Genomic DNA, 25,323 nt, shown 5'->3' on the forward strand with positions numbered 1-25,323 from the left:
ACTAATCCCCCCTCCTAATCACAGATAATTTTTGATGAAAATCAACCCTGTGTATTAACAAGGCCCGCTCTTTCTGCTGCGAGCACAGCGTCAAGGGCAGGTTTCGCCTGTTTTGCCGATGGTTTTTTTTCCCAATCCCCGGCTGCATAGCTGGCCAAGGTTCGACAAATCCCAGCAACCCTCCAGTGTATAGTTCCCGTTTTTTGGCCGCGCTCCGCAACCTCCATCCAGATGGCACTTGGAATTTGCATACACCGAGCAATACGCTCATAGTCGGCAGCCGAATGAGTCGCTGTCGCTGGGACCGTTAAGTTACCGTCTATATTCGCATAAGAGAGTTCTGGCGGTAACGGATCTTCAAGAGTCGGTAACTGATCTTGAATGTCTTTCCAACAATCTGCCTTTTTAAACCATTCACTAGGGTTCTTTTGGCCAGCCGACCTGCGCATGATTTCATTTAGATTTACTGACCAGTCAGCAATTAAATTCTCTAGCTCAGGACTGATATTCTGTTTTGACCACAACCTGTCGTAGTCAACACGTCCACCGGTCCGGCGCAAAAGTCCTGAAACAACGTAGGCAGTTATTTGTGCTCCGTAGGCAGGAAACTTCAAGCCCCTGATCTTTTTTTCAGCAGCGCGGTACAAAATAGCGATGGCTATCAGACGCTTGAACCATACCTGATCAGGTGCTGGTGATGGCTCATCTTTCAATCTCTGCATAAAACTCTGAAAATTCTTCTGTCCTCCCAGGCAGACCTTGTCCGGAAGACCTAGCAATGCGCTTAAATACCTGGCCACATCAAGCTTGCTTAGTCTCCGATGTTTTGGCGTTTGCTGACGAAAATTATTCTGATCACTTTTCCGATAGGCAGCGCTCTGCTCAGCCGCGAGATACGAGCCGCGAGCACGCTCATAAAACCATCGCCCTTTTCCGTCATCCAGCCAAGTTGTATTGGCCAGGGTCTCGATTTGCTGGTGAAAGGGATCGTTCGCTGAGAAATCAGCCAGTTGCACAGTATTTTGTCGGTTAGCTGCGCGGGATATCGATGCAACCATTTCGCTTAAATCGGCCCCTCCGACCTTGATGATTTTCACTGGAACCGAAACATGATCGAGGCTCAAAGAATCCTTGCGACGCGCCCGATGCAGAGACGCCGTAGTCTGACCTCCGTTGACAATCTGCAGACCTTGTAAGGAATGAATGTCCAAGCCACCGGCAATATTCTTAGCAACAACGAGGTCATCGACTGTTGCCACGATTCCGTTATTAAAAGCAAGAAACATTGAGGGTTGCTCAGCAATCGTTTTGCGAAGTTCAGCATTGACACTTTTACGGCCTTGCAGCCCAAGGAAGGCACGCACGTTCAATTCCAGTAAACGGGCACCATACCGATCGTAGACCTGTGAGAGTACCTTACCAGGCAGGACGGCCAGATAGGCGTCATATTCATCATTTTGCGCAGGGACATGAAGACATGGAAGGCTATTGCCAATCAATGAGACCAAATCAACGGCAATATCTGCCCGGGTTTCACCTTTACCGAGGATACGGAACAGGCGAACAATGTCATAGACCTCAAATTCAAGGGGCTTACCGCGCCACTCGTCTGGTGGAGTGAAATTGCCGACAATACCGTCCGCCAGTAGTAAGATACGAATAGCGGAAAGCTTATTCGACTCTGTCTCAATCAGACGTGCCAGATCACTGGCATCGGTATTAGCCGGTTCAAGTTGCGATGCAAGTCCATCAACACAAGCACTTGCAAAACGCAATGCACGATTCAGAGCTTTCGCGACGTCTGCCGAGGGAATCTTGTTGGCAGGCAGGTCACCCGAATAGATTGTTGTGAACAGATCCAGTCGTGACCGATCTTCGTCATACGCATAGCCGTCGATTCGATATACTGCATTTTTAACTCGCCCTTCCTGATACAAGGAAAAAGCTCCTTCCAAGTGGCCGGCTTCTTCAAGCCTTTCAAGGATCAATCTAGTGAATACCTCCTGAGAAAAGGGCAGTTCATCAGTGAGTCCCTCTTCAATTTCAGCGATGATTTCTTTGGAAAAATCGACAATTTCCTCATTACTCATGAATGGTCTCTTTAACAAATGCATCAATGGTGGCGCCTGTATCTACAGAGAAGGGGGCAAGTGATCGCACATCAAGTGTATAACTTGCCTCAGTGATTGCGATAGGAAGATTCATCCGCACCAGTCGCGGGAAGTTCTGAGAGACGGTATAAGTCACTATCGTTCGGAGTTCAACCTTTGGTGTGCGCAATGCTGCATTGTCATCTGGCATCAGACCACGGCGAAGCAGTGCATTTTTAAATGTGCGCCGCGCCCCCTCATCAGGCAGTCTTTCCGCAATTGTAGTAATGATGTTTTGCAGGGAACGTCCGTCGGGCGCTTCTATCAGTCTGACATTAAGTAGATCTAGACGCCTTAGCCCTGATGTGTCCAGTTGATCAAGCTTAGAAATTGTGATGGACGAGGCAGGACCTAGAGACGTCTTTGCTTCCAATGCATGTCCGTCACGATGAAAATCATGTAGGCCATCATTTGGGGCCTGCCAAGTCGACAGATGCTTCGAACTGATCGAAAGCAACTGTTCAAGTATAAGTAGCTCCCCAATAAGCCCTATAGTGTCTGATCTTGAAAGACCAGAACGGCAATCGCGTAAAAATTGTCGCCAAGCATCCAGTCGAGCTAAAAATTGATCCAGCGCCTGAATATCATCCTCATGAGAGGCTGCTACTACATCAGCACAAATAGTTGAGAATAGATCTCGCCTGCTCTCATCTTCCAGTGACAGGACTAAAAGCGTGCCCGTACCATCAGTAACAAGTTGAAGACGCATGCCTCCCAACTCGAATAAAGCATGAGGAGCAACCGTCGTCTGAAGTATAAGGCATGGAGCATTATCTATCGCCCGCACCGCCACCAGTATATTAAGAGAGACCTCTGCAGAAAGCAGCTTTGTCCGATACAGAAGTGCTACCGGCGCGGCGCGTAAGAGATCAGTCCACGCATCATTGAGTTTTGCTAACCAGTTGGTCATGATTCCTCTCGTTGCGCTACGCTGTTGATCAGGTAAATACGCTTGTCAGCAGAGTTACTGTCTGGAAAACTGACGACGACGCTAATGACTGGTCGATCAGTATTTTCAACTTCAGCTAATTCCGGATCAATAGGGTAAATAATTAACAGGCCATTTTGCGGGCGCGCACCTCGAACCTTGCGAATAAATTCTCCAGAGGGCACCAATCCTTCGTTTTTACTCCTAGAGCGTCGCTCCTTGTTAGTACTAATTAGCGCATCAGTAAACTCAGCATCGCTAAGATCTATGGCCTGGTCAAGCGGGCTTAATGTTGTACCGATAATGAATCGGTCATCTGGCAACGGCTTACCACTTCTGGAGAGCCTTGGTTTCCGCTCGACACAATTCCGAAGCTCCCCCGCGATATTTACCTGCATCTTTGTACCAGTTGCGAGGAATACGGTCCAATCAGTCAACTCAGGAGTTGGCATTCCCAGTAATTCGTTGATGTATGCGGCTAGCTTGTTTCCGTTAATCTGCAGGCTTTCTGGGGGGAAGTTCAAGTTGACCAAGTATTCAGCAACATTACGCCCTGCCACTTTCTTCCAGACTGTTCCTTGAGCGTTCCCCCCTTTTGATCCAGGCCGTGGTGGATTATCCACCCTGACCGCATCACTATCCAAACTACGAATGAAATCATCTGTTATGTCTGCATTTCGTTCAATCGTATGCCGGTCACGGAACATTACAGTTTGCACTTTCCCTTCACCTGCGTAACTACTTTGATGTAATTCGGCGTGGCGCAGCTTGTTGCTAGCAGTAATTCCGAGGATGTTATGAACATTTACTTTAATGCCAAACTGCTTGGGCGTAGCGTTTGTCGATGCCATTTCGAAGAACAGCTCTCGAAGCTCCATCTGAGAAGTCGCCACATAACGGAACCAGTCTTCCATGTCCGGAGTCGTATACAGGCGGCACAGATCCGCAAAGCCGCGACGATAGCCGAACCAGCGCCCCATCTGCAAAAGACTGTCATACTGACGAGATATTCGGAGAAAATAACTTACAGAGAGTCCTTCAAGCGTCAGGCCTCGCGACAGCTTGTCTCCCCCAACGGCAATAACGGAAAATCCTGTTTTTTTATAGGCATCATAATCAATATCAGCCTTTGTTTTTCCATTTGCCGTAATAACCCGAATCTTGTCTGAGCTATTAGCAATTTTTGCGCGAACCTGATCCCAGGTCACAGGAATGGTATTGCGGCCATACTTCGTCGGCTCTATTGCTTGAGTCGTTGCGAGATAGTCGTTATCCCAGACGTCTTTCAATCGTTGCAATGTGCTTTGATCCCCATTGGAGATCAAAGCTTGTGTTTGGATCAGATACTGCTCGACCTGTCGATGAACTTCCGTATGAACATCAACAAAACGGGAAACATGGACCAACATAGAGTTGTGTTCGGTTTCTTGCCCCCGCGCTGAACGAGCAGCACATGTTAGGAGAAATGCGTCGATGGCCTGTTCCAGGCTAGGGGGAATAACGTCTTCACCTTTAAAGCGAGGCTTGAGTGTTTTGTCGTGTTTTTCAGCAATCCAGTTTTCACCAGTCTGGTCAAGCGGCCGGACAAGAGGAAGACCTGGGTTATCGTAGTCGTCGTTTGTACCGAATACTGCAGCAGGTCCAAAATAATCATCTGGTGGAGTCAATGAAACGATAAACGTAGATGGAAATAGGTCGGGACCGTAATCCGCAGCAGAACGCTCGTCATGAATAAAGATATTAGCAAATGGTGTAGCCGTGTATCCCACATACGCCCTTCGCTCAAACTTCAAGAGAAGTTTCCGTATTTCGCCATTGACACTTTTTGGGTCGTAATCTTCATTAAAAGTTCCGTCCTCAAGGAGAGGCTGGTCGCCGGTATCGACAGATGCTTGATCTGCCTCATCATCAATCACTAGGAGAGGCGAAGATCTTGCTTGGCTAGGGAGCCGTGCAACCCAATTATTCAGATTTTTGAGAACACTCGCGTTTTTCTTGACTATAAAAAGACAAGGCTTATTGTCGGGAGAAAAACTGGTCTGATCCGCAACGCGCTGATTGAAGTCCCCGTTCAAATCCGCCATCGTCATACTATCGACTAATAGCTGCTTGAAAGTGCCGACACCAATGTTTTGCATCGGTTGGTTTGCGCGTCGACTTTTGGGATTTGTGTTGTACCCGATAAAATCCAGATCAAAGCGCTTTTGCGTCTGAAGGCGCAGGATTTTATGCATCCCGGCCAGAACAATAATTATCCGGTAACCAGCATCAGCTGCACGGTTAGCAAGTCCTGCATAACTGGCGGTTTTTCCTGACTGAACATCACCAACAACAAGACCGCGCCAGTCCCAACTGCCTGGTCGCTGTGGATCATCTAGTAACTCCACAATTCTGGCAGTACTGTTCTGAAGTTCTTTACAAGATTCTTCTGGCCAGCCATCCTCTTCTAGCTTACTGAGATATCTTTGCATAAAGGGACCAGGTTGGCGACGCTCACCAACGTACCACGGCGCAGGCCTCGAGTCAGGGTCTTTTAATATCAATGCCGGACCTTGTTCTGTAATGAACATTGTCCAAAGCAAACGTATTGCCTCATCGACAGTATCAGCATCGACCGTCAGTCCCATAGCCATGCTAAACACGGTAACATCGAGTTCTACAACCTTTTTGATCGCCTCCAGATCTATTTGCTTGCCCGCTTCCTTCTGCATCTGCAGGATTTTTCGTGCTCTTAACGCAACTGCCTCAGCCACATCAGCCATTATCCTCTCCCAGCTTACGTAAAATTTCCAACTTTAGTTTTGTTAAATCTCCGGGGAGATTAAGAAGTAGCGTATCGATACGTTGAGAAAGAGAAATAGTTTCTGGTAATGCTTTACTCAGTTCAATCAACTGATCGCTTAATTTAGCAATTTCATCTGGCTCAAAGACTGTAGTTGCAACGCCTTCAGATTCAGATACTTCTAACCATATTCGCTCAATTGGAACATTTCGCTCGATCAACGACAGAATGGCATCAAATCCCCGCCCACCGTCATTTTTTGCTTGCCGATAGGCGACGATCGCAGGATGCTCTCGATTAATTCTGTATTGAGATCCCTTCAGGCCTTGATTCGCAAGCCATATAGGTGGAGCAGTATGCTGCGAGCCTTTAACACGAGGTCCTCTGCCACGAAAGGCAAAAACCTCTCGCGCCTCTTCTCTACAACGTCTAGCAATTAGCGTTAGACGCGCGCGGAGAGCTCCCGGAGGTCGTGCCTGTGATTTACGAACATCTATACGCCAGTCACGATCGAGTTCGGCAGGAAGATCCACCTGAATACGTGCGAGACGGCTCGCCTCATCGCGGGTCCACATGCGTACGCCACCCAGCCCAAGCCAGCTGCCAGCGACAAGAAGGCGCTTGCCTCGGTAGACATAAAACCCTTGTCTGGTAGCCCACCCACCAGGCCCACCCGCTGACTCGTATTCGGCATCGTTTTCAAAACGATCTCTATGCGGAAGAATATAAGGTTTAACACTAAGCGCAGTTCCCCCATGTCTTATGCGCTCCAACGGCAATTCTGTAGTGGCCGTATGTGCAGTTTGAAAGGGATCCCAGCCCTTAATGGCGCGACCATTCAGTAGAATAGATACTGAACGTGCATCCCCATTGATAAAACGGTGAAAAACCATGCCAAGATGCGCTCGAATTCCTTCCAGACGGATATAGAAGGCCTCTTTATTTAAACCGGTTAATCCGCTTAATTCATCAATGCGATCCCAAATTACAACCGTGGCGCTAGGGCGCGACAAAAGGGCGGTTACGTAATGATGGTCAGGCAGGTTATCTGGTACCGTGGCAATCCATCCCTTGTTAGCTACGGTTTCGATGTCCAAGACAACAGCACTCACACTCTCTGCAACTTTCGTCACAATGGTCATGCGACGGCTCTGCGAAAGCGAGGCTGTTTTTAGCCCCATACCAAAACGTCCGAGATCCCCCTCGCTTCTTATGCAATCTGGTCCATCCCCCCCTAACCTCATAGCATCAATTAATTGCGCCTCATTCATTCCATGACCATTATCCAGCAATGCAGCAACAGGGTCGCCGTCATTCCAATGGAGGTCGATTTCGACATCAGTGGAACCAGCTGTGATGCTGTTATCTATAAGATCTGCCAACGCCGTTTCTGGGGAATAGCCGAGCCCTCTTAATGAAGTGATCAAGGCAAAAGGTTTTGGGGGAATTTCTATCGTACGTCCAGTCAGCATGCTTACCCAGATATTGTTTTATTTCAGCAAAATTGAAACTGTTGTGTTTTTTTCACATAATAAACGATTATTTCTACTTACAAGCTAGCTAATGCATACTTTTCTGCACCTCTGATGGTTGCACGAGACTTCGGTCAACCCATCTAATCAGATTGGATAAGCCTGATCAGTGGTATGATTAGTCAGCTTATAAGTTAGGGGAAATACAACGTTTATTTATATGGCGTGGCGGAATTACGACATTCCCTGTCTCCCCTTTTTAAATTTGATCTAGCCGAAGTGCCCTTGACCTGGTAACCTGGCGTAATTTGTTTATCCTGGTGGGAAAATGGCAACATTTGTCGATTTATTTTGTGGTGGAGGTTTTGGAGCTCGAGGAGCAGTCCGTGGCGGCGGCGAGCCGTTACTTGGTCTGGATGCTTGGGAACTTGCCACAAAAACTTATAAAGCTAACTTCCCCGGAGCCGATATCCTTACAAAGCGTATTGAGGATGTCGATATCGCTGCTCTAGGCATGCGGTACGCTCCAGAAGTACTCTTAACGTCCCCAGAGTGTACTTCGCACTCCATAGCTCGCGGCTCAAAACCTGGTACGGAACTTAGCCGCGAAACCGCTCTAGGCATTGTCCCATGGATTGAGGCTATGCAACCACGCTGGGTGATTGTGGAAAATGTAAATCGAATGAAAAAATGGTCTCGCCATAACGAACTGGTACAGACGATTGAAGAATTTGGATATACAGTCAGCGATCTATATTTGAACTCCTCTGAATTTGGCTCGCCTCAGGCACGTAAGCGCATGTTTCTTGTTTGTGATCTAGAAGGAACCACCGTCACAAAAGAAGAGTTACTCGAAACAATCGAGTTTGAGCACATGACGGCCAGGGATGTGATCAACTGGGATGCTGACTACAAGTCTGAACCCTTGTACAAACCAACTCGCGCTGCAGCCACGCTTGAGCGTGCCGAAAGGGCAATAGCGGAGCTAGGGGAAAATGTTCCCTTCATCATCGTCTATTATGGCTCCGACTATGCTGGGGGGTGGCAAAATCTTGATGCTCCGTTGCGAACAATCACAACAATTGATCGCTTTGGATTAGTTACGTGGAAAGAACAGATCCCTTATCTTAGAATGCTTCAACCTGATGAACTGCTCCGAGGCATGGGCGGAGGGGATGATCATATTCTGCCATACGGCAATCGCCGCGAAAAGGTTAAGCTGTGCGGAAATGGTGTCTGCTCCGATGTGATGACGGCAATCTTCAGTTGGATCGAGCTAAACCGGTAGTGACCACTTTTGTTGTTGCGTATCCTGAGTAATAATCTACCTTAGATCAATTCTGAAAACATCCTGGACTGATCTTTAATTCGTCTCTTAATGATAGCTATCGAGCCGATCCCTCCAATTAGAAAATCTCCGCACAATACTTCGATACCAATCAGGCGGCTCAGAAAAATCCTTCAACAAAACATTGTATCGAACCGCACCGCTACGCCAAGCCAGCTCCAATCGCGTACCTGGCGATAACATCAGCCACATGGCTAGCTGAAGCAAATGATGTCTTTCTTTAATTGAACGCATTTCCAAAGAAATGCGTCCAGTGGCTAAGCGAATATCAGAGCATCCAATCTGATCCAGCACAAAATCCCGCAAGGAAACATGCCGATATTTTGAAGTTAAAATCATGCTCAACTGATGCAATACAGAATATCGTCCCAGGTCCCACTTGTTATCACCTACATGACCTGGGTCAAGCACGTCGCATGCGTTCAGCAATAAAACAGTAGCATCGCGATCATAGAACAATGGTTCTACTGCAGGAGCAGCCCTCAGATCAAATCCGCACTCATGGCAATATGCAAGCCTACCAGCATCAAGTGCATCGACGTTCATGATATCGATCCGGTGAAAGGCTATAGCAGCAGCACACTGTGGACAACGGTCCAGCATCATTGTTTGGTGCTTAGTGCAAACTGTATAAAAAGCGATGCGCCATCGCTTCCTGAAATAAGGAATGCGATCCTCAGCTAGACAGGTGGGACAGCATTGCAATCCGTACCCCTCCCGCTTGCGATGGTACAACTTGAGAGCGAGTATCCATTGCAATCCGCCCGACACTTTGAATTTTCGGTAAAGTAATCCTTCATAGGAACGCAGTGTCGTATTCCATGTGATCTGTGCCGGGGTCGCCGTCCGCTGACTTAATTCGTCGATCAGCCATGTTGGAGCCAGGCGATCCATGTCCCGGTTCCAGATTTGGCGTTGATTGCCAAATATTAAATTACAGAAGGTCTGAACCTTCATGCCATGACCATGTGCAAGTCTTACTAGCCAGGAGGATAGTAGTTCGTCCGGTAACGGCCTATAGCGTATAGGCCATAGAGGTGAAGTGATACCCCTCATGTCGCCTTCAGGCGTCGGTATTGCTTACGTTTGGAGGGAGGTACCCATGGTAGTTCATTGATCCGCTCCACAGTAATGCATTCGGTCTTGGTACGGATTGCATCCACTGCCAACTCCTTCACCAGGTCACACATATCTCCTAAAGTACCTTCGCTACGCATATGGATAGCCAACATTGATGAAGGCGCTTTAAGAGTCGACGGCTTTTTCAGCGGCATACGCTGTTCCAGCGTTGCTAGTAGAGCGCCAAATTCATTATTAGCTCTCCATAGAGGCAACTCTTCTGGAGTAAAGCGACTCGACATTTGCGGATCAGTATTGAAAGCATTGTAGGCGTCTTCAATACCAGCGGCGACTATAGTAACGGAGGTTTCATTGCCCAAACTTTTCAAGGCATTTCTGAATTCCTGCTGCCGGTTTAAACTGCCTGCGATCAGATGATGAATCTCATCCACAATCAACATTTTCACTTCCATTTGCCGGAAAAGTTTCTTAATCTGAGAGTATTTTTCTGGCACTGACGCAGTTGGCTTATAAGGCGTCATGAGCACGTCCAAAATGCGCGTATAGAAGTCAGAAATATCAGGTTTGGGTGGTGCTTCCACTAAAACAACGGGACAAATAGTAATCTCGTTGGTTGGATCAAGGTCCGGCGGATGTAGTGATAAAAACCTCTCAAGAATCGAAGTTTTTCCATTGAATGAAGGCGCTACCAACAACATATTTGGCATACGCGTAATACGAGGGTAGTTTAATAAATCTTCCATTCTGGCGAGGATGCGCTTCGCGTCCTTGTATCCCAACCAAGTTCCCTCGCGAATAGCATAGATGCGCTTTTCGTCACTGCAATCGGCCATAGTCGATGCCGCTTCACTCAGGTGTGCATAGTCGTGAGGTGTAGACATTAATCATCATCCAATGGCATTACGGAATCGGGGTCGTAACCGCGCACGGCGTCAGGCAGCTCAGAAGACGTTGGGTTGCTGACGTTTGGGAGATTTTCAGCCATAACTTTGCGGGCCTCAGTATGCTGCGCACGTCTTTGCTGAGCACGCTTGGCGGACTTAGTTTTTTCTGCAGCATTCTCTTCAATTTCGCGCCGCTGATTAATCAAAGCAAACACTTCTTTTTCATTTTCACGTGGGATACCTAGTTCATCAGCTCGCCGATGTGCTTCACGCAACTCCCAAATACTGACTGGGGGCAGACTAGTGTCGCGATAGGGTATAGCACAATAACGTCGTGAAATTTCATCGAAAAAATAGAGCGTACTGATATCCCGAGGGTCACGATGAAACGGAAATTTGCGTCGATGCCCCCTGAATTCTGGATGTTCCACATTGATCCATGGTCGTAACACGTCATGGTAATAATGTATTTCATCAATCACGACACCGTAATTCTGGACTGTTCTTTCAATAAACGGCATAAAGTCGATGCGCATTTTTTCTTCATCCAATCGTCGTGCAGGCAACCCTCGACCTGGCTTTCCTTTCGTCCCCAGCAAACCTTCCTTCCACTTCATTAAAGGCGGGATACCGATTCCTGAATGACGTTTTCGGTGGTAGGCTGCGAAAAACAGAATCAACCAGCGTTCGAGTTCACTAAAGGTCATGCAAGCACTTCCCTCAGCGTCATATTCCCCTTTCTCTGCAGGCCCTGAAAAGGTGGCACCCTTTACAGTTTTTAGTCCCTAGGACACCGTTCCCATCAGTCTTTCAATGTGAGCTCCATAGCGTGGTTTTTTGACGGGGCGCAAATGGAGATCTATATCGTATTCCTTACATGCGACATTGAGCATGTTGCCACGAAATTCACGTGCGTTATCCATATGCAGAACTCCCATCGTTCCCCAACAAGGCCAATCCGTCGTGGTCACATTCAAACGCGTCATCCATTTTTCTTTTGGCAATATCGCATGCGCAATACACATTCCCGCTGACATGGCAGAAGGTGCATCAAGTGACAAATGCATACCAAGACACACGCGACTGAAAACGTCGATTGCCAGCGTGATCCAGACACGCTTAATCGATTTCCTGTAAATGTCGTCAACAATAACAACAGGCAGTTCTGTATGATCAATCTGTACCATTGCCAACGGCCAGTCTGCATCGGGAATACTACCTTTGATAGCATCGAACTTGTCATGGGCAACCGCGATGCCTTTACGCTTGGCTACGCGTTCTCGGCCCGAGGTCCTTTCCAGACGGTCCCGAATTGTATTCGCTGCAGGCAAGGCGAGATTGGCATTGGAACAACGCCTGCGGATTTCTACAATAGTTGCAGCGATAGAGGGATTCTGATCCGTATCATGAAAATTCTCAAAACAATCCTGAATGATAGCCTCAACCTCGGAAGATAATCTTGATGGCCTCTTACCACCTTTTCCACCTGGATTTAGTATCAAGGACGATACCAAACCCGTGTCCCTAAATGCAGCCAGCCATCGATAAATCGTTGCACGGCTTACACCGGCAGCAAGTGCTGCCTGGTCGGCGAGAGCATTAGATTTTCGGTAGTCATTATTCAGAAGAGGCTCTATGTGTCGCCGTCGTTCCTCAGCAATCTCCCATTCCATTTCTGAGACGCTTGTAAGATCCTGAACTACGGGCTGTGGAGTGTTGGTTTTTTCTATTTTCGTTGGGGGCCCCAGATCTCCAATCTTCAGGAGGACCTTTTCATTGAAACCGACTTCTTTTGCCAATACCAAATTGAGGTCTGCAAGAGCGACGATGACGTAGTCGCGACCATTGTTTGTTATTGTTGCGCCTTCGGTAATCCAAAGCAGAGTGCGTTCTTGTTTACTCATAACTCATCCCCAGGCAGACACAGCACAGTGCCATGATGGATAGGCTGATCCCAGTCAATCACCAGGTTCCGTATCACGATTGCATGCCATATTATTGGAAGCCAATGAAGCCGATCATCATCAGTTGAAGTAAGGCAGTCAAGAAGCTCATCGACGGGCAATATCCCGTTGTTTTCACGCACGATTTGAATTATCTGAGAACTATCGTGAATCGCAGGTTCAATATTGCGGTATTCGCGGAGGAATTTGAGATTTGCCAGCCTTTGCGTTCGAATTTCCACTTGCGTTGTTATTCGGAAATCCCAGCCACGTTCAAGCGCGAATTTTTTTGCCGCTTCGAATTTAGGAGCGTATTTTTCAGCATTTCGCTCTAGGTCATCGGTATGCTTAATCTCAGTAAGCAAAGGTTTGGGGATTTCCCCGGATTCAAAGTCTGGATGATATCTAACCAGAACATCGGGAACATATCCCTTGGCCATTTCTGGGATTTGAATAATGACTGGCTGCGGCTCAAAACTGGCGACGCGTTCGTCAAAGTCCAAAAGCAGCATGTACTCTTTTTCGAGGAGAGACTCGAAGGCGTCCATCTGACCGTTCTTACGGCTGGCAAAACTCCCGGTTACAACAAGATAGTTTTTTGGAATTTTCCGTACCGGCATAAATTTCCTGGACAATACAAGTGCGATTTAACATTCTATCTAATAATCTGGGCAAATCCCAAAGTAGGCGGACCCATCGTATCTTCTATAATATCCGAGTGTTCAATGCCATCCATACACGTCTTTCTTAAACATCTTCAAAGGACTAATTTCTTTCATTTCGCTGAAAAACCTAAATGCAGAAGGTTCTTTTTCCATCCAAAAATCGGGTTCTTCAGCAATCACTAGTCTATGCATAGACTGGAGGGCAGTAAAATATTTTTCGTCAAGTTGATTAATCATCTCGGTAAAGTGATACTCAGCAATATCATTGTATTTGTTGTAGGGCATTTCTTTAGCCAAATCTTTAATTGTTGGAATATTCCAAGTCCCATTTGTAATTTGGCAAAACAACCTGACACGCTCCCATATATGCGTGACTTGATTAACACGATCCTCATCGTCAACCATCATATGACCATCTCTACCGTAGTTTTTTTCAATGAACGACGAAAATTTATCATTGAATTCGATAGCTGAACTGATCGCGGAGTATAGATTTATTTGGTTCTTTTCCGCAATGTATTCTTCCAAAAATCTTGAAATATCACCCTTTGAAAGGAAAGCAGAACGAATAAATCTGTAAGAAATATCCTGTCCCGATTTGAATACAGAAAAATTTCTCCTTATATGCTTTTTCACTGAAACAAAATATATTTCAGAAACCTTTCTATCAACTAAAATTAAAAAAACTGGGAGGTTTCCGGTAAACCAATAATTTGTTGTTTGTTTGGATATGCCGGAAAATGAGAAGTTTCCATCTCTGTTCCAAGAAATTTCTTCTTTTCCTTTAAGCTGAATTGATATTGAATCGCCCCTAACGTGAGTGTCGGCTAGCTCCAATATCAGATCTATCCCATAGTCTCGTTCGCCGAGTTCCCTAACAATCCATTCATCGGGCAAAACCGCCTCAAAAATTCTTTTTGAGACAGTTTCGGCGACATGCGTCAAATGCCTTTTAGGATACAGATCGGTGTTCATTTTCGAGATATCTAATTCATTAACATGGATTACTATCGTTCAAAAATGCATAAAAGGCAACAGATTATCTATTGATTTATCTGATTTCCATAGGCAACGCGGCTATATTCGATATAGATAATTTGGTCTCACCACTTCCTAAATTTTATCTTATCAGTAAGTGACCAAAATATGAGTTTTTTAAGTATTTGTCTTGCCACTTCCTGATTGTTCACAACGGATGTGAAAAGTTAGAAGATAATGAAAAAATTTAACAGTTAAAGAGAAAAATCAGTAGTGTAACAGCCGCTTTTTTCACAGTAACAGTATAAGTATTAATAACTTACCTCCAATTCAACCTTTCCCAGGGATGAGAAAACTTGGCGAATTGATTGGTTCGGCGAAGTAAGCTTCCCGAACCGCTTACTTCCCCGAAAACAGCCTTCTTGTTAGTTTGCGCTAGATAATGACCCGGCGTTTGCATCAAATTCTGACCCACTCGTTTTAATGTCTTTTAAGGGTTAAGTTGAGGCTAGTTTGGTCTTTTTTTCCTTTACGTGTTCGTTTGCTAGCTGAATTGACCCGGTCAGTTTGATCCACCTTCCACTTCCTGGCGAAGGCGGCCACCCGGTCATACGACCCCTCAAATCCTAGTTCTTTCAGATCGAGATGAAGCTGCTTTAAGCGTCGTCGCTGCTTACGATTTTTACCCGCTGCGGTTTTAAGCCAGCTTGACAGCTGCAATGCATATTTATCGATGGCGCTTGTTGTTTGTCGCTCCGCATAAGCAGGGTCTGTGACTTCAGAGCGCAGATAGCGGCGGACAGTGTTGCGAGAGATGCCCAGTCGTCTGGCGATCTCTCGTAATGGGACCTGGTCACGAATGTGCCAGCGTCGAATATACCTAGTAATGCCACGTCAATCACTCCTGTCCCCTACTCCTCAAGATAAGTAGGATTGTGTGCTAAACGTGGATCACACCACGCCCAAAAAGTCGGCCGCAAGCTTGCTGACGATGCTTGCCCGCTTCGGTTTTGCGTAAAGTGGGTACACATCCGCTTGTAAGCAATTATTACCATTGTAAGTTTTGCTATTTTATTTGTTTGCATTTTGCTATTTGCATTAACATCAACTTTTTATTAAAAGGGGATTTTGATGAAATTTCTTACAATAATGGTGACGGCTGGCGTGGTCATTTTTGGCCTATGCGCCGGGGTAAGCTCTACAGTGTCTGCGGCCACAGTGGACCATAGCAATGCTGGTTATATTGATGGGGTCAGTTTAAACCCTGACAGGATGAGCTATACCGTGTCAGGTTGGGCCTGTGCTAAAAACTATACCGGTTCCATTGACGTTGATCTCTATTTTGGGGGTCCTTATGGAACGGGCTTCCCTTACGGTCGTTTCCAGGCCAGTCAATCCAGTGAACAAGGCGTGGCGGCGGCCTGCCAATCAACGGGAGCTGCCTACCGATTCAATATCTTGGTCAACAACAGCACGGCAAAGGCGCAGGCAGGTAAAACAATTTTTATTCATGGCATCAATCCCTGGAATGGCCAGGACGGCGTCATGAATACCGTGATCGGCAATTCAGGGAATGTGTCCTTGCCGACGCTCCCTGTGGTGCAGCATGATATTCGCGGATACATCGACGTTGTCAGCAAACAGACCGATGGTTCAGCGCTGGTGAGCGGGTGGGCATGTGTGTCAGCCTATGATGCATCGATACAGGTCGATCTCTATGCAGGTGGCCCCTTTGGCACGGGTACCAGCATGGGTCGCTTCAGCGCCTCTATTGCCAGTGAAGCTGGCATCGCGGCCGCATGCTCGGCCTCGGGCAGCAATTATCGATTTTCCATCCCGGTAAGCGCGTACGATGCAATCAAGTATGCAGGGAAAAGTGTTTGGATGCATGGCATCAATCCCTTTGATTCCTCAGGCGCATCCAATTTGGTGATTCCAAATTCTGGCTATCTGCGCTTCCCCGAGATCAACTTGATCCGCGACCCCTTGGCGGATGCCGGCGTGAGCCCGTATATCACTACACTTCCCGCTGCCGAAACAGCCCTATGCAAGTCGAACTGGGCCGCTGCAGGAAAGTTAACTAGCGGAGCGCCCTGGGGCTTTGTAGAAATTGCGGAACGCACTTATTTCTGTAACAACCCTGCTAATGCAGCCCCTAAAGTCCCTGGACAGCCCTTGGTCTATCGCTCTGCCGATGCATCCAAAGTAATTGCCATGAATCCCGGTGGAAACGCTATAGACCAGGAACGTAGCATTGATTTCACTATTGATACTTCTCAAGAATGGCGTCAGGGATGTAACCTGAGCCTCCTGGATAGCAGTGGAAATAAGCCGCAATATGGAGGCGGTGCCTGGAATTGGCCACACTTGCTGATGCTACAGGACATTCAAAATCCTGAAGTGCCTACAGCGCCCTTGGACATGACACGATTTGGCACAATGACACTCGGCGCTTCGATAAAACTTGCCAGTAGCGAAAAAGCTCCCTCGACCTATAACGATGCCCAAGGTAACTGCCCTTCAGACACGTGGGGAGCAGGCAGCTATTTTTCTAACCATGAGATTTTTTATCTCAACGTGGTATTGCGAAACAAATCGGATAATTCCCAAATTTATGTGTTGGTTCCCACTTTTTACTCAGAAGACGGAAGCAAGGCAATCCCGCGGACTGTGGGTTGGATAGGCAATGATCCTCTCGCCAAAGACGCCACCTATTTTGCCCCTGGCCTGCCGGTTTTGCAATTAGGACAATGGGTCGATTTTTCTGTCGACCTGCAAGATATCGCCGCTAATGCGATCACTGCCTATAATGGAAAATTCGGCACGTCCTACACAAAGTCGAATTTCACGCTGGCGAGCTTTTTTATGGGTTACGAAGTGTGGGGATCTTATAAGGCCAAGGTGCAGGTGAAAAACCTGTCCTTAAAGGTGCGTTAAATGCATTAGTTTCGATTTGATCTGACAGTAGGATCTTGCCAAAGGTGAGGTTACCCGGTTTGATAGAGGTGCGAATCTTTATTAAACCAGCGCGCAAGCGCCAAGGAGTAACCTCATGAGTGGTATTTCTCAGAACGTCATTAAACACAAGGTCGGCTTACTCGACCCTGCTACTGAACTTGGTAACGTATCAAGGGACTGCAAGGTGATGGGTTTTTCCCGAGATACGTTTTACCGTTATCAATCAGCCGTAGAGAAAGGCGGCGTCGAAGCGTTGCTCGACGCTAACCGCAAGAAACCCACTTAATAGCTTGGTTTAAACCTTATTTCTCATTATCTTGTGAATTTTGACAACGGATGTAAAAGTTTAAGGATAAAAGCATAAAAAAAAGGCGCATTATTTTTAGAATAATGCGCTTTTTTTTGTGAGCTGCGTCGGTTGGGCCGGGCCTCGCTAGGCGACACTTCATCAGCCCAACACTGGGCGGTGGAATGACATGAGACCATAAGGAAGAAGCGCTGTTGTATTCTTCAACTTCGAAACACGATAAACCTCTGAATATCAAGCTGCCGATGTCATCATCCCCCGAATCTGCGCTGGGCTCAAACCCAGCACACGGCGCATGCTGCGGGCGAGGTGGCTGGGGTGGGCGAAGCCTGTTTCCAGGGCGATCTCTGTCATGCTCTGCTTGCCTTCCATCATGAGCTGGCGTGCGCGTTGCAGACGTCGTTCCATGACATAGCGGTGTACCGGCATACCCATCGCTTGTCTGAACAGGGACTTGAAATGCGACAGGCTGAACCCAGCCACGGCGGCGAGTTCGGCCAGCGTGAGGTCACTATCCAGATGTGACTCTACGTAGTCAATGATATGACGCAAGCGCCAGCCTGGCAAACCGGGGCCGACCAGTTGGTCTGTCACTGGCCGGCGTGACTGCAAGGTAAACAGGCGGGCAGCCAAGGCGACTGCCAGACTATCTGCAAAAATGCGCCCACCCGGATACGCATCATGATCCTCGGCTTGCATCATCCAGCCTATGCATTCTATCTGAGGGTCGCGGATATGGATGGCTGGTGCCAATTGGACATGCTGGCTGCTCAAGTTCATGGATTCAGCAGTGTCGTTCAGGATGTGCGGCGACAGGCGCAACAACAAGGATGTGGCGGGCTGGGTCAGCGTCCAGCGTGTGCTGGAGCCGCCAGGTACGACACAGAACTGGCCGTGCAGGCGCACGCCCTGCCGTTCATTATTACCAGCGCGATAAGACACAGGCACAGGGTCACCCAGATGCAGGCAGAGTACATGGCGTGCATCGACAGGAGAATTGAACAGCCCACATGGCACAGGTGAAGTCAGCACATCAAGCAGCGGCAAGTCATGGCCGCCAACACCATTGAACAGTGCAGCAGATGGATGGGGATAGCATGCAGGTCTGGTCATCGCGCCCTCAAAGTATGCACACCTGAAGAAGTATTAATGTAGCGCAAATCATCCGTCTGTGCTCATGGCCGGCTGTTAGTGCGCGCCATTTCGACATGATGTTGCTAGCATCGTCTCCACTATTACGGTCCACGAATGAACACCACCTGGAGATAAAAATGAAGAGACGGCTTTTCTTGCAACTCAGCCCTGCTGCCATCGTTGGCAGCGTCAGCGCCACAATGCTGATGCCAGCCCAGGCACGATCCAAAGAACCAGATATACAAAAGCCAGCAACGGATGCCTCAGCATTTCATGCCATGCGTCGCTTTGCCAGCCTACCCTCCGGCGAAATCGCTTATGTCGAAAGCGGTCAGGGCGACACTGCCCTGTTCTTGCACGGTGCACCACTCAATGGTTTCCAGTGGCGTGGTGCGATAGACAGGCTGTCGCCCTATCGCCGCTGCATCGCGCCTGACTTCATGGGCCTGGGTTATACGCAAGTGCCCGCGCAGCAATCACTGACCGCCGACGCACAGTTGCAAATGCTGATCAGCCTGCTGGATCACCTGAAGATAGTAGCAGTCGATATCATTGCCAGCGACAGTGGCGGCGCAGTAGCGCAACTGTTTCTCGTGCGCTATCCAGAACGCGTGCGCAGCATGCTGCTGACAAATTGCGATGTCGAGCCAGACAGCCCACCAGCAGGCGTGCAACCCGTGATCAAGATGGCCCGCGCTGGCACCCTGGCTGACGAAACCGCCAAATGGCTGAGCGACAACACCCTTGCCCGCACGACTTTTGGTACTGCCGTATTCCACAACCCATCAATTCTTAGCGCCGACAATATCGCCTGTTACGTCACCCCGCTAGTCAGCTCGCCGCTGCGTCGCCAGCAATACCACGACTTCCACCTTGCGCTGGAACCCAACCCCTTGGCGGGCATAGAGGCAGCCCTCAGGAGCAGCTACACTCCCGTCAGGATAGTATGGGGTGGCAGCGACACTTTGTTTTCCATGGCCGATGCGCAATATCTTGACCGGTTATTTCCACAATCGCGCGGCATACGCGTGGTACCAGAAGGGAAGTTGTTTTTTCAGGAAGAGTACCCAGATGTGATTGCGGAAGAAGCCCGCCGTTTGTGGAAAGCGTGACGAACATATCAGGCTGCGTGACTGTGTTGACAGCTAGCCCTAAAACCAACTGTCAACACGGGAACACTTACTTTCCACTCAAGGCCGCGATACGATCTGCCGCATGCGTATTCTGCGCATCCAACCCCAGCGACAAACGGTAATGCTTCAAGGCCGCTACCTTGTCCGCCTGAAATTCATATACCTCCGCCAGACTGTCATGCAGGTTCGCACTGCTGGGATAAACCTCCACGCCAAGACCAAACACCATCACCGCATGCTCAGCCATGTTCTTGCTCAGCAAACGATAGCCCCAGGAATTGAAATCATCTTCCGAAGGATCAGGCAAACCATGGCTCGCCTTGATCTTGTTCAACTTCGCTGCCAATGCTGTATAGCCATCCTGCGCAATCTGTTCACGCAAAAGATGCGCAGCATAAGCACCGCCATGCGCTTTCCTCAAGCCTGGCAAATAAAAGCCGGCGATATCATCGATCATCCCCTGCGGCTCAGCACCCGCCAGATTGGTCAGCGTGACGATGGCAAGATCATGATCGGGATACACATAGAACGCCGAACGTGCGCCGCCCACGCCAGCCACCGCGGCATACTCACCCTGACGCATCACTGGCCAGCCCAGCGCCCATACAGTTGGCTTACCATTATTGAAAGTACCCGGCGTCCAGAGCTGCTTCAAACCAGCAGCAGAAATCAGCTTGCCCTGTTGCAGCGCAATGAGCCAGTTGGCCACATCGTCGGCACTGCTATTGATACCCGCTCCCGTGCGCAAGAAAGGAGGAAAAACCTCGGCAACGTGCTTCAAGCTTCCACCCGGCCCCTCATACCTGTATGACACCGCCTTGTGCGGTATCACGTCACGCGAATCACCAAAACCCACGCTGCGCATGCCCGCCACAGCAAATTGCCGCTTCTGAAAAAATTCGATAAACGGCATGCCACTCAAACTATCGATGATCTTGCCCAGCAAAATATAATTGGTCTGGTTGTAGCGGTAGCGCTCACCCGTCTTGAACTCCATAGGCCAGGCCTGTATCGCCGCCCAAGCCGCATCCACCTCTTGCGGCGTCGCCAGCGAAGGTATCTTGCTGCTGATAATGTCAGGGATACCCGAGGTATGCGTAAGAAGCTGCCGCACCGTCACCCCCTGCCAGGCAACAGGCAAACCATCCAGATAACGCGACACTGGCGCAGATAAATCCAGCTTGCCCTGCTCCACCAATTGCATGATGGCCACACCAGTAAACGACTTGGTCGCAGAATTGATGGAAAACACATTCTGGTCATTCACAGTCACCGCATTCGGAATCTCCGCCAGGCCATACGATTTCAACAAAATAATCTTGCCGCCTTTGACGACTGCCAATTGCATGCCGGGGATACGGCGCTCCAGCATTTCGCTTTTTATGTAGTAGTCGATTTGCTGTTTGATTTCTGTATCGGAGGACTGGGGTTTTGCGGTAACGCCGTTGGCATTCCCAGCATAACTAGCGGCTGTCATTTCTAACAATCCGCAAACGACGCAAAGCGTGGCAATTAGTTTTGTCATTTACATTTGCTTTCGAAAAATATCGCGCTACTGTCCTTGAGAAGGATCCGTTAATGCCAATTATCATTCGACTTGTGAAATAGGAAATAGTTCTAAGCTATCGACGGAGTCCGAAAAAAAGCAAACACATTTGCGCCAAAATGTAGTTGATGCCGAGACAGAAATATCAACTAAAAAAATAATGTCCACCTAAGATAGACTTACATTGGGAGTCATTACATGCACATTAAAATTGTTGAAATCAGTAATTTCCGCAAGCTGCTCGGTGTCCGGGTTGGGATTTCAGCGAAAAAAACTTTCTCTATATGACCTCACCCCAGCCGGGTCATAACCCAGCGCAAGCTAACAACGGCGGACTATAGACAAGCATAGCCCGCTTGCGCTTGCAGAATCGCGGCATCAGGCGTCGGCGCGATAGCATCGTTCAAACAAGCGCACCAGATGATTTGCCCCGATTGTTGTGCCGGTATTTTCCATACTGATGTCCATACCGTCGTCTTCTTTTTTCACTGAGAATTTTATGGTAGTACCCACGTCTGCACAATGGACTGCATTTGACAGCAGATTTGCCAGCGCGCGGCGTAGCAAGTCTGTGTCAACCCAGACCTTGCCATTAGCTTGCCAAAGTATTTATTAAAAAAATAACTTTGTCCCTATGTCTGTTTTCGAACATACAGATTGTCCGGCAAGAATTAGAATAAATTGTGGACAAAGCTATCAGTCAAGATTTCCTGCGAAACGTCATGTAGTTCGGCTTTGACACACGCATCGCCTTGTTCAACTTTACGTTTAATACGTTGACAATTTATGATAGAAAAATCTTACGCACACGAAACCCGCAGTCCCACCACCCGCATTTCTACAGGCGTCACGGGGCTTGACGACATCTTATGCGGTGGCTTGACCGCACAGCGTGTTTACCTGGTGGAGGGCTCACCAGGTACGGGTAAAACAACGCTGGGTCTACAGTTCTTGCTGGAGGGTGTGGCTCAGGGTCAACGTGGACTTTACATTACATTGTCAGAAACGGCAGACGAACTCAATGCTGTGGCAGAGAGCCATGGCTGGGATATTGGCAAGATCACCGTATTTGAGTTGGCGAACGATAATTCGCTGCATCCGGATGCGCAACAGTCTGTGTTCCACCCGTCTGAAGTAGAACTGGGTGAGACCACGAAAGCAGTGATGGACCGCGTCAATGAAATGAAGCCATTGCGGGTGGTGTTTGACAGCTTGTCAGAGATGCGCTTGCTGGCGCAAAATCCCTTGCGCTACCGCAGACAGATTCTCGCGTTGAAACAGTTTTTCGCGCAGCGCGATTGCACGGTGCTGCTGCTGGATGACAAATCCAATAGTCCCGATCAACAACTCCATAGTATCGCCCATGGGGTGATCAGCCTGGAGCAGATTGCCCAGGAATTTGGTAAAGAGCGGCGCCGAGTTAACGTGATCAAAATGCGCGGCATCAAGTTCCGCGGTGGCTACCATGACTATATTCTTGAAACCGGTGGACTCAAGATATTTCCGAGGCTGGTAGCGGCAGAACACAACAAACAATTTAAAGCGCACACCAGTTCTACCGGCTTACCCAGTTTTGACAAATTGCTGGGTGGCGGACTCGTGTCTGGTACCAATTCCCTGATCGTGGGGCCGTCTGGTATAGGCAAGACTACGGTGTCTGTGCGCTGCCTGCTGAGCGCACTGGAGCGCGGCGAAAAAGCATCTTTCTATTTGTTTGACGAAGGCCTGGGCACTTTCTTTGCCCGTTCTGCGTCACTAGGAATGGAAGTGCAATCTTACGTCGATAGCGGTCAACTCTCTATCCAGCATATTGATCCCGCTGAGCTGGCACCTGGTGAATTTGCACAGATGCTGCGTGATGCGGTTGAGCTGGACGGGGTAAAATTTATTGTCATCGATAGCTTGAATGCTTATCTGCAAGCCATGCCTGGCGAGCATTTTTTGACGCTGCAAATGCATGAGCTGTTGTCTTATCTTAACCAGCAAGGAGTGACGACCGTGCTGGTGCTGGGTCAGCACGGATTAATTGGTGAAGTACGCACCGATGTTGACCTGAGCTACCTGAGTGATACCACGGTGCTGCTACGGTTTTTTGAGTCGAATGGCAGATTACGCCGTGCCATTACTGTCATCAAGAGCAGGACCAGCAATCACTTGCTGACGATTCATGAATTACAGTTAAGTAGCGGCGGTATCATCATTGGTGAAGCACTGGAAGGTTTTGAAGGTGTACTTACCGGCTTACCCACGTACCGTGGCGTGACGCCAATGTTAGCGGCAGATGCTGATGGCAGACGATAACAGCGCGCTGGACCAGCGTATCCTGATTCTGGCTCCGCATGGCAGGGATGCAGAAGTCATTTATCAATTCCTGATGCGCAATGGTTTTGAATGTGGCGCGGTCACACATTTTGATGTCATGGTTGCGGAACTATCCAGGGGTGCAGGCGCATGTGTGATTGCAGAGGAGACGCTGCAAGACTCCAGCGTCAAAGAGCTTATTGCCTGGCTGGGAACACAGGAGCCATGGTCTGATTTTCCGTTTGTGGTGCTGATAGCAAAAGGCAGCAGCATTGCTGCCAGCGCTGCGAGAAGCACGTTTGATCAACTAGGCAATATCGTCTTGCTGGAACGCCCCCTTAATTCAGAAACCTTGCGCAGCGCTGCTGCCTCAGCATTAAGAGCGCGCTGGCGTCAATATGAGACCCGCAGGATTTTGCAGGACAGAATGCTGGCAACGGAAAAATTGCGTGACAGCCAGGCGCAACTCCTGCAATTGAATGAGACCCTGGAGTCGCGCATAGAAGAACGCACAAGAGCGCTGGCACAAGCCAATGACAGGCTGATGAGCGAGGTCATAGAACGCGAACGGGTGCAGCAGGCCATGGTGCAATTCCAGAAAATGGAAGCCATGGGCCGCCTGACTGGCGGTATTGCGCATGACTTTAATAATTTGCTCAATGTCATCCAGGGCAGCATGGATTTGATCTTGTTACTGTCAAAAGATGATGTTGCCAGGCGCAAGGCTGAGGTGGCACGCCGTGCATGCGAGCGGGGTGGCAAGCTTACCGGACAATTGCTGGCCTATTCGCGCAATCAAAGACTTGATCTGCGCTCAACCGATGTACTGGCGCTATTCGAAGGCGTACGGGAATTGATGAAGACGTCGATAGGCTCGCTGATAGAGCTGGAATTTAAAATAGAAGATGATCTGGAATTTGTCATGGCAGACAAAAACCAGATGGAAATGGCCTTGCTCAATCTGGCCATCAATGCCCGTGATGCCATGCCTGCCGGCGGTAAATTAAAGGTAAAGGCACGCAAGGCAATCCCACCGGAAGGCTTGCTCCCACCGGGCACTTATGGCCGAATCTCGGTAACAGATACCGGCCATGGTATCGCACCTAATATCCTGGCAAAAGTGTTTGAACCATTTTTCACGACCAAAGGTGTAGGCAAGGGAACTGGCCTGGGCTTGAGCCAGGTATATGGCATGGCACAACAATCTGGCGGCACTGCGCGGGTACTGAGCGAGATGGGCGTAGGCACGACGATAGAAATATGGCTGAGGTCAGCGGAAGATTTTTCTGAAACCGATAAACAGGGTTCAATTCCTGTCCTGAGAGTCGTGACTGCTGGAACGCGGATACTGGTGGTCGAAGATGACGACTCCGTACGGCAATCGATGGTGGAGTCACTGGAAGCGCTGGGTTATGAAGTCAGGCAGGCTGCTGATGGTGAAGCCGGCTTACGCGAGCTAAGGCGTGAGCAACCCAAGCTGATGATTACCGATTACCTGATGCCTGGCATGACTGGTGCCACCCTGGTTGCCATCGCACGCAAGGAATTTCCTGAACTACCCATGATCATCGCTACCGGTTATGCCGACATGGAAGCGATAGACCAGGTCATAGAAGGCAACACCATCTTGCGCAAACCTTTTCAGCTGGTAGAGCTTGCCACCAGCGTGGATCAGGCTCTGCGCCGCTGTGCTGATCAACCGCAAGCGTAAAGT

At 48.7% G+C, this 25,323-nt stretch carries 19 protein-coding genes and 1 pseudogene; 6 read left to right on the forward strand and 14 right to left on the reverse strand.

Annotation, left to right across the window (positions count from 1 at the left end):
* Positions 1 to 41: 41 nt before the first annotated feature.
* The 4 genes from ACO0LG_RS25995 to ACO0LG_RS26010 are packed head-to-tail and all read right to left on the reverse strand — an operon-like array spanning position 42 to position 7,332.
* Positions 42 to 2,090, reverse strand: coding sequence for an AIPR family protein (locus ACO0LG_RS25995; protein ID WP_423030919.1), 2,049 nt, complete (start codon positions 2,088 to 2,090; stop codon positions 42 to 44).
* Positions 2,083 to 3,060, reverse strand: coding sequence for a PD-(D/E)XK motif protein (locus ACO0LG_RS26000; RefSeq protein ID WP_423030921.1), 978 nt, complete (start codon positions 3,058 to 3,060; stop codon positions 2,083 to 2,085). The genes ACO0LG_RS25995 and ACO0LG_RS26000 overlap by 8 nt, the downstream gene beginning before the upstream one ends.
* Complete coding sequence (locus ACO0LG_RS26005; protein ID WP_423030923.1) at positions 3,057 to 5,840, reverse strand: Z1 domain-containing protein; 2,784 nt, start codon at positions 5,838 to 5,840, stop codon at positions 3,057 to 3,059. Before ACO0LG_RS26005 ends, ACO0LG_RS26000 begins: the two co-directional genes overlap by 4 nt.
* Complete coding sequence (locus ACO0LG_RS26010) at positions 5,833 to 7,332, reverse strand: ATP-binding protein (RefSeq protein WP_423030925.1); 1,500 nt, start codon at positions 7,330 to 7,332, stop codon at positions 5,833 to 5,835. Before ACO0LG_RS26010 ends, ACO0LG_RS26005 begins: the two co-directional genes overlap by 8 nt.
* A gap of 328 nt (positions 7,333 to 7,660) precedes the next feature.
* On the opposite strand from ACO0LG_RS26010, the gene ACO0LG_RS26015 reads away from it, so the two are divergent.
* Positions 7,661 to 8,620 (forward strand): DNA cytosine methyltransferase, encoded by a 960-nt coding sequence (locus ACO0LG_RS26015; RefSeq protein ID WP_423008245.1) that lies wholly within the window; start codon positions 7,661 to 7,663, stop codon positions 8,618 to 8,620.
* A gap of 87 nt (positions 8,621 to 8,707) precedes the next feature.
* On the opposite strand, the gene ACO0LG_RS26020 is transcribed toward ACO0LG_RS26015, so the two are convergent.
* The 7 genes from ACO0LG_RS26020 to ACO0LG_RS26050 all read right to left on the reverse strand — a co-directional run bounded on the left by ACO0LG_RS26020 (position 8,708) and on the right by ACO0LG_RS26050 (position 15,118).
* On the reverse strand, positions 8,708 to 9,736 hold the full coding sequence (locus ACO0LG_RS26020; RefSeq protein WP_423030927.1) for a TniQ family protein: 1,029 nt from the start codon (positions 9,734 to 9,736) through the stop codon (positions 8,708 to 8,710).
* Complete coding sequence (locus ACO0LG_RS26025; RefSeq protein WP_423030929.1) at positions 9,733 to 10,641, reverse strand: TniB family NTP-binding protein; 909 nt, start codon at positions 10,639 to 10,641, stop codon at positions 9,733 to 9,735. The genes ACO0LG_RS26020 and ACO0LG_RS26025 overlap by 4 nt, the downstream gene beginning before the upstream one ends.
* Positions 10,641 to 11,351, reverse strand: a complete 711-nt coding sequence (locus tag ACO0LG_RS26030; protein ID WP_423030931.1) for a Mu transposase C-terminal domain-containing protein — start codon at positions 11,349 to 11,351, stop codon at positions 10,641 to 10,643. Before ACO0LG_RS26030 ends, ACO0LG_RS26025 begins: the two co-directional genes overlap by 1 nt.
* Before the next feature lie 78 nt (positions 11,352 to 11,429).
* Positions 11,430 to 12,548 carry a helix-turn-helix domain-containing protein gene (locus tag ACO0LG_RS26035; protein WP_423030933.1) on the reverse strand — a complete coding sequence of 373 codons (1,119 nt, stop codon included), beginning with the start codon at positions 12,546 to 12,548 and terminating at the stop codon, positions 11,430 to 11,432.
* On the reverse strand, positions 12,545 to 13,207 hold the full coding sequence (locus ACO0LG_RS26040) for a TnsA endonuclease N-terminal domain-containing protein (RefSeq protein ID WP_423030935.1): 663 nt from the start codon (positions 13,205 to 13,207) through the stop codon (positions 12,545 to 12,547). Before ACO0LG_RS26040 ends, ACO0LG_RS26035 begins: the two co-directional genes overlap by 4 nt.
* Positions 13,208 to 13,309: 102 nt before the next feature.
* Positions 13,310 to 14,227: a DUF4365 domain-containing protein gene (locus ACO0LG_RS26045; protein ID WP_423030937.1), complete on the reverse strand. Its 918-nt coding sequence runs from the start codon at positions 14,225 to 14,227 to the stop codon at positions 13,310 to 13,312.
* 483 nt (positions 14,228 to 14,710) lie between these two features.
* Positions 14,711 to 15,118 carry a helix-turn-helix domain-containing protein gene (locus ACO0LG_RS26050; protein WP_423031087.1) on the reverse strand — a complete coding sequence of 136 codons (408 nt, stop codon included), beginning with the start codon at positions 15,116 to 15,118 and terminating at the stop codon, positions 14,711 to 14,713.
* A 243-nt stretch (positions 15,119 to 15,361) separates the two neighbouring features.
* Here ACO0LG_RS26050 and ACO0LG_RS26055 point away from each other — a divergent pair, with 243 nt between their 5' ends.
* On the forward strand, positions 15,362 to 17,167 hold the full coding sequence (locus ACO0LG_RS26055) for a hypothetical protein (protein WP_423030939.1): 1,806 nt from the start codon (positions 15,362 to 15,364) through the stop codon (positions 17,165 to 17,167).
* A gap of 115 nt (positions 17,168 to 17,282) precedes the next feature.
* Positions 17,283 to 17,468: pseudogene (locus ACO0LG_RS26060) on the forward strand (helix-turn-helix domain-containing protein); the annotation flags it as partial.
* A 261-nt stretch (positions 17,469 to 17,729) separates the two neighbouring features.
* On the opposite strand, the gene ACO0LG_RS26065 reads toward ACO0LG_RS26060, so the two are convergent.
* Entirely contained in the window at positions 17,730 to 18,608 is an 879-nt protein-coding gene (locus ACO0LG_RS26065; RefSeq protein WP_423030941.1) for a helix-turn-helix domain-containing protein, read from the reverse strand.
* Between the two features lie 158 nt (positions 18,609 to 18,766).
* On the opposite strand from ACO0LG_RS26065, the gene ACO0LG_RS26070 reads away from it, so the two are divergent.
* Positions 18,767 to 19,741 (forward strand): alpha/beta fold hydrolase, encoded by a 975-nt coding sequence (locus ACO0LG_RS26070; RefSeq protein WP_423030943.1) that lies wholly within the window; start codon positions 18,767 to 18,769, stop codon positions 19,739 to 19,741.
* A 67-nt stretch (positions 19,742 to 19,808) separates the two neighbouring features.
* On the opposite strand, the gene ACO0LG_RS26075 is transcribed toward ACO0LG_RS26070, so the two are convergent.
* Together ACO0LG_RS26075 and ACO0LG_RS26080 are read right to left on the reverse strand one after the other, a co-directional pair.
* Positions 19,809 to 21,239, reverse strand: a complete 1,431-nt coding sequence (locus ACO0LG_RS26075; RefSeq protein WP_423030945.1) for a serine hydrolase — start codon at positions 21,237 to 21,239, stop codon at positions 19,809 to 19,811.
* A 447-nt stretch (positions 21,240 to 21,686) separates the two neighbouring features.
* Positions 21,687 to 21,875, reverse strand: coding sequence for an ATP-binding protein (locus ACO0LG_RS26080; protein WP_423030947.1), 189 nt, complete (start codon positions 21,873 to 21,875; stop codon positions 21,687 to 21,689).
* Between the two features lie 219 nt (positions 21,876 to 22,094).
* Between ACO0LG_RS26080 and ACO0LG_RS26085 the strand changes: the two genes are divergently transcribed.
* Positions 22,095 to 23,609: an ATPase domain-containing protein gene (locus ACO0LG_RS26085; protein ID WP_423030949.1), complete on the forward strand. Its 1,515-nt coding sequence runs from the start codon at positions 22,095 to 22,097 to the stop codon at positions 23,607 to 23,609.
* Positions 23,590 to 25,320, forward strand: coding sequence for a response regulator (locus ACO0LG_RS26090; RefSeq protein WP_423030951.1), 1,731 nt, complete (start codon positions 23,590 to 23,592; stop codon positions 25,318 to 25,320). The genes ACO0LG_RS26085 and ACO0LG_RS26090 overlap by 20 nt, the downstream gene beginning before the upstream one ends.
* The last annotated feature ends 3 nt before the right edge of the window (positions 25,321 to 25,323 follow it).

Origin of the sequence: Undibacterium sp. Ji42W (assembly GCF_049340405.1) — a bacterium.
In the GTDB taxonomy this organism is placed as follows: domain Bacteria; phylum Pseudomonadota; class Gammaproteobacteria; order Burkholderiales; family Burkholderiaceae_D; genus Undibacterium.

Coding starts and splice junctions, on each gene's coding strand:
- ACO0LG_RS26005 (WP_423030923.1), bottom strand. CDS start 5,840: ATGGCTGATGTGGCTGAGGCAGTTGCGTTAAGAGCACGAAAAATCCTG.
- ACO0LG_RS26025 (WP_423030929.1), bottom strand. CDS start 10,641: ATGTCTACACCTCACGACTATGCACACCTGAGTGAAGCGGCATCGACT.
- ACO0LG_RS26070 (WP_423030943.1), top strand. CDS start 18,767: ATGAAGAGACGGCTTTTCTTGCAACTCAGCCCTGCTGCCATCGTTGGC.
- ACO0LG_RS26085 (WP_423030949.1), top strand. CDS start 22,095: ATGATAGAAAAATCTTACGCACACGAAACCCGCAGTCCCACCACCCGC.
- ACO0LG_RS26045 (WP_423030937.1), bottom strand. CDS start 14,227: ATGAACACCGATCTGTATCCTAAAAGGCATTTGACGCATGTCGCCGAA.
- ACO0LG_RS26020 (WP_423030927.1), bottom strand. CDS start 9,736: ATGAGGGGTATCACTTCACCTCTATGGCCTATACGCTATAGGCCGTTA.
- ACO0LG_RS26030 (WP_423030931.1), bottom strand. CDS start 11,351: ATGACCTTTAGTGAACTCGAACGCTGGTTGATTCTGTTTTTCGCAGCC.
- ACO0LG_RS26055 (WP_423030939.1), top strand. CDS start 15,362: ATGAAATTTCTTACAATAATGGTGACGGCTGGCGTGGTCATTTTTGGC.
- ACO0LG_RS26010 (WP_423030925.1), bottom strand. CDS start 7,332: ATGCTGACTGGACGTACGATAGAAATTCCCCCAAAACCTTTTGCCTTG.
- ACO0LG_RS26075 (WP_423030945.1), bottom strand. CDS start 21,239: ATGACAGCCGCTAGTTATGCTGGGAATGCCAACGGCGTTACCGCAAAA.
- ACO0LG_RS26000 (WP_423030921.1), bottom strand. CDS start 3,060: ATGACCAACTGGTTAGCAAAACTCAATGATGCGTGGACTGATCTCTTA.
- ACO0LG_RS26090 (WP_423030951.1), top strand. CDS start 23,590: ATGCTGATGGCAGACGATAACAGCGCGCTGGACCAGCGTATCCTGATT.
- ACO0LG_RS26065 (WP_423030941.1), bottom strand. CDS start 18,608: ATGACCAGACCTGCATGCTATCCCCATCCATCTGCTGCACTGTTCAAT.
- ACO0LG_RS26035 (WP_423030933.1), bottom strand. CDS start 12,548: ATGAGTAAACAAGAACGCACTCTGCTTTGGATTACCGAAGGCGCAACA.
- ACO0LG_RS25995 (WP_423030919.1), bottom strand. CDS start 2,090: ATGAGTAATGAGGAAATTGTCGATTTTTCCAAAGAAATCATCGCTGAA.
- ACO0LG_RS26040 (WP_423030935.1), bottom strand. CDS start 13,207: ATGCCGGTACGGAAAATTCCAAAAAACTATCTTGTTGTAACCGGGAGT.
- ACO0LG_RS26015 (WP_423008245.1), top strand. CDS start 7,661: ATGGCAACATTTGTCGATTTATTTTGTGGTGGAGGTTTTGGAGCTCGA.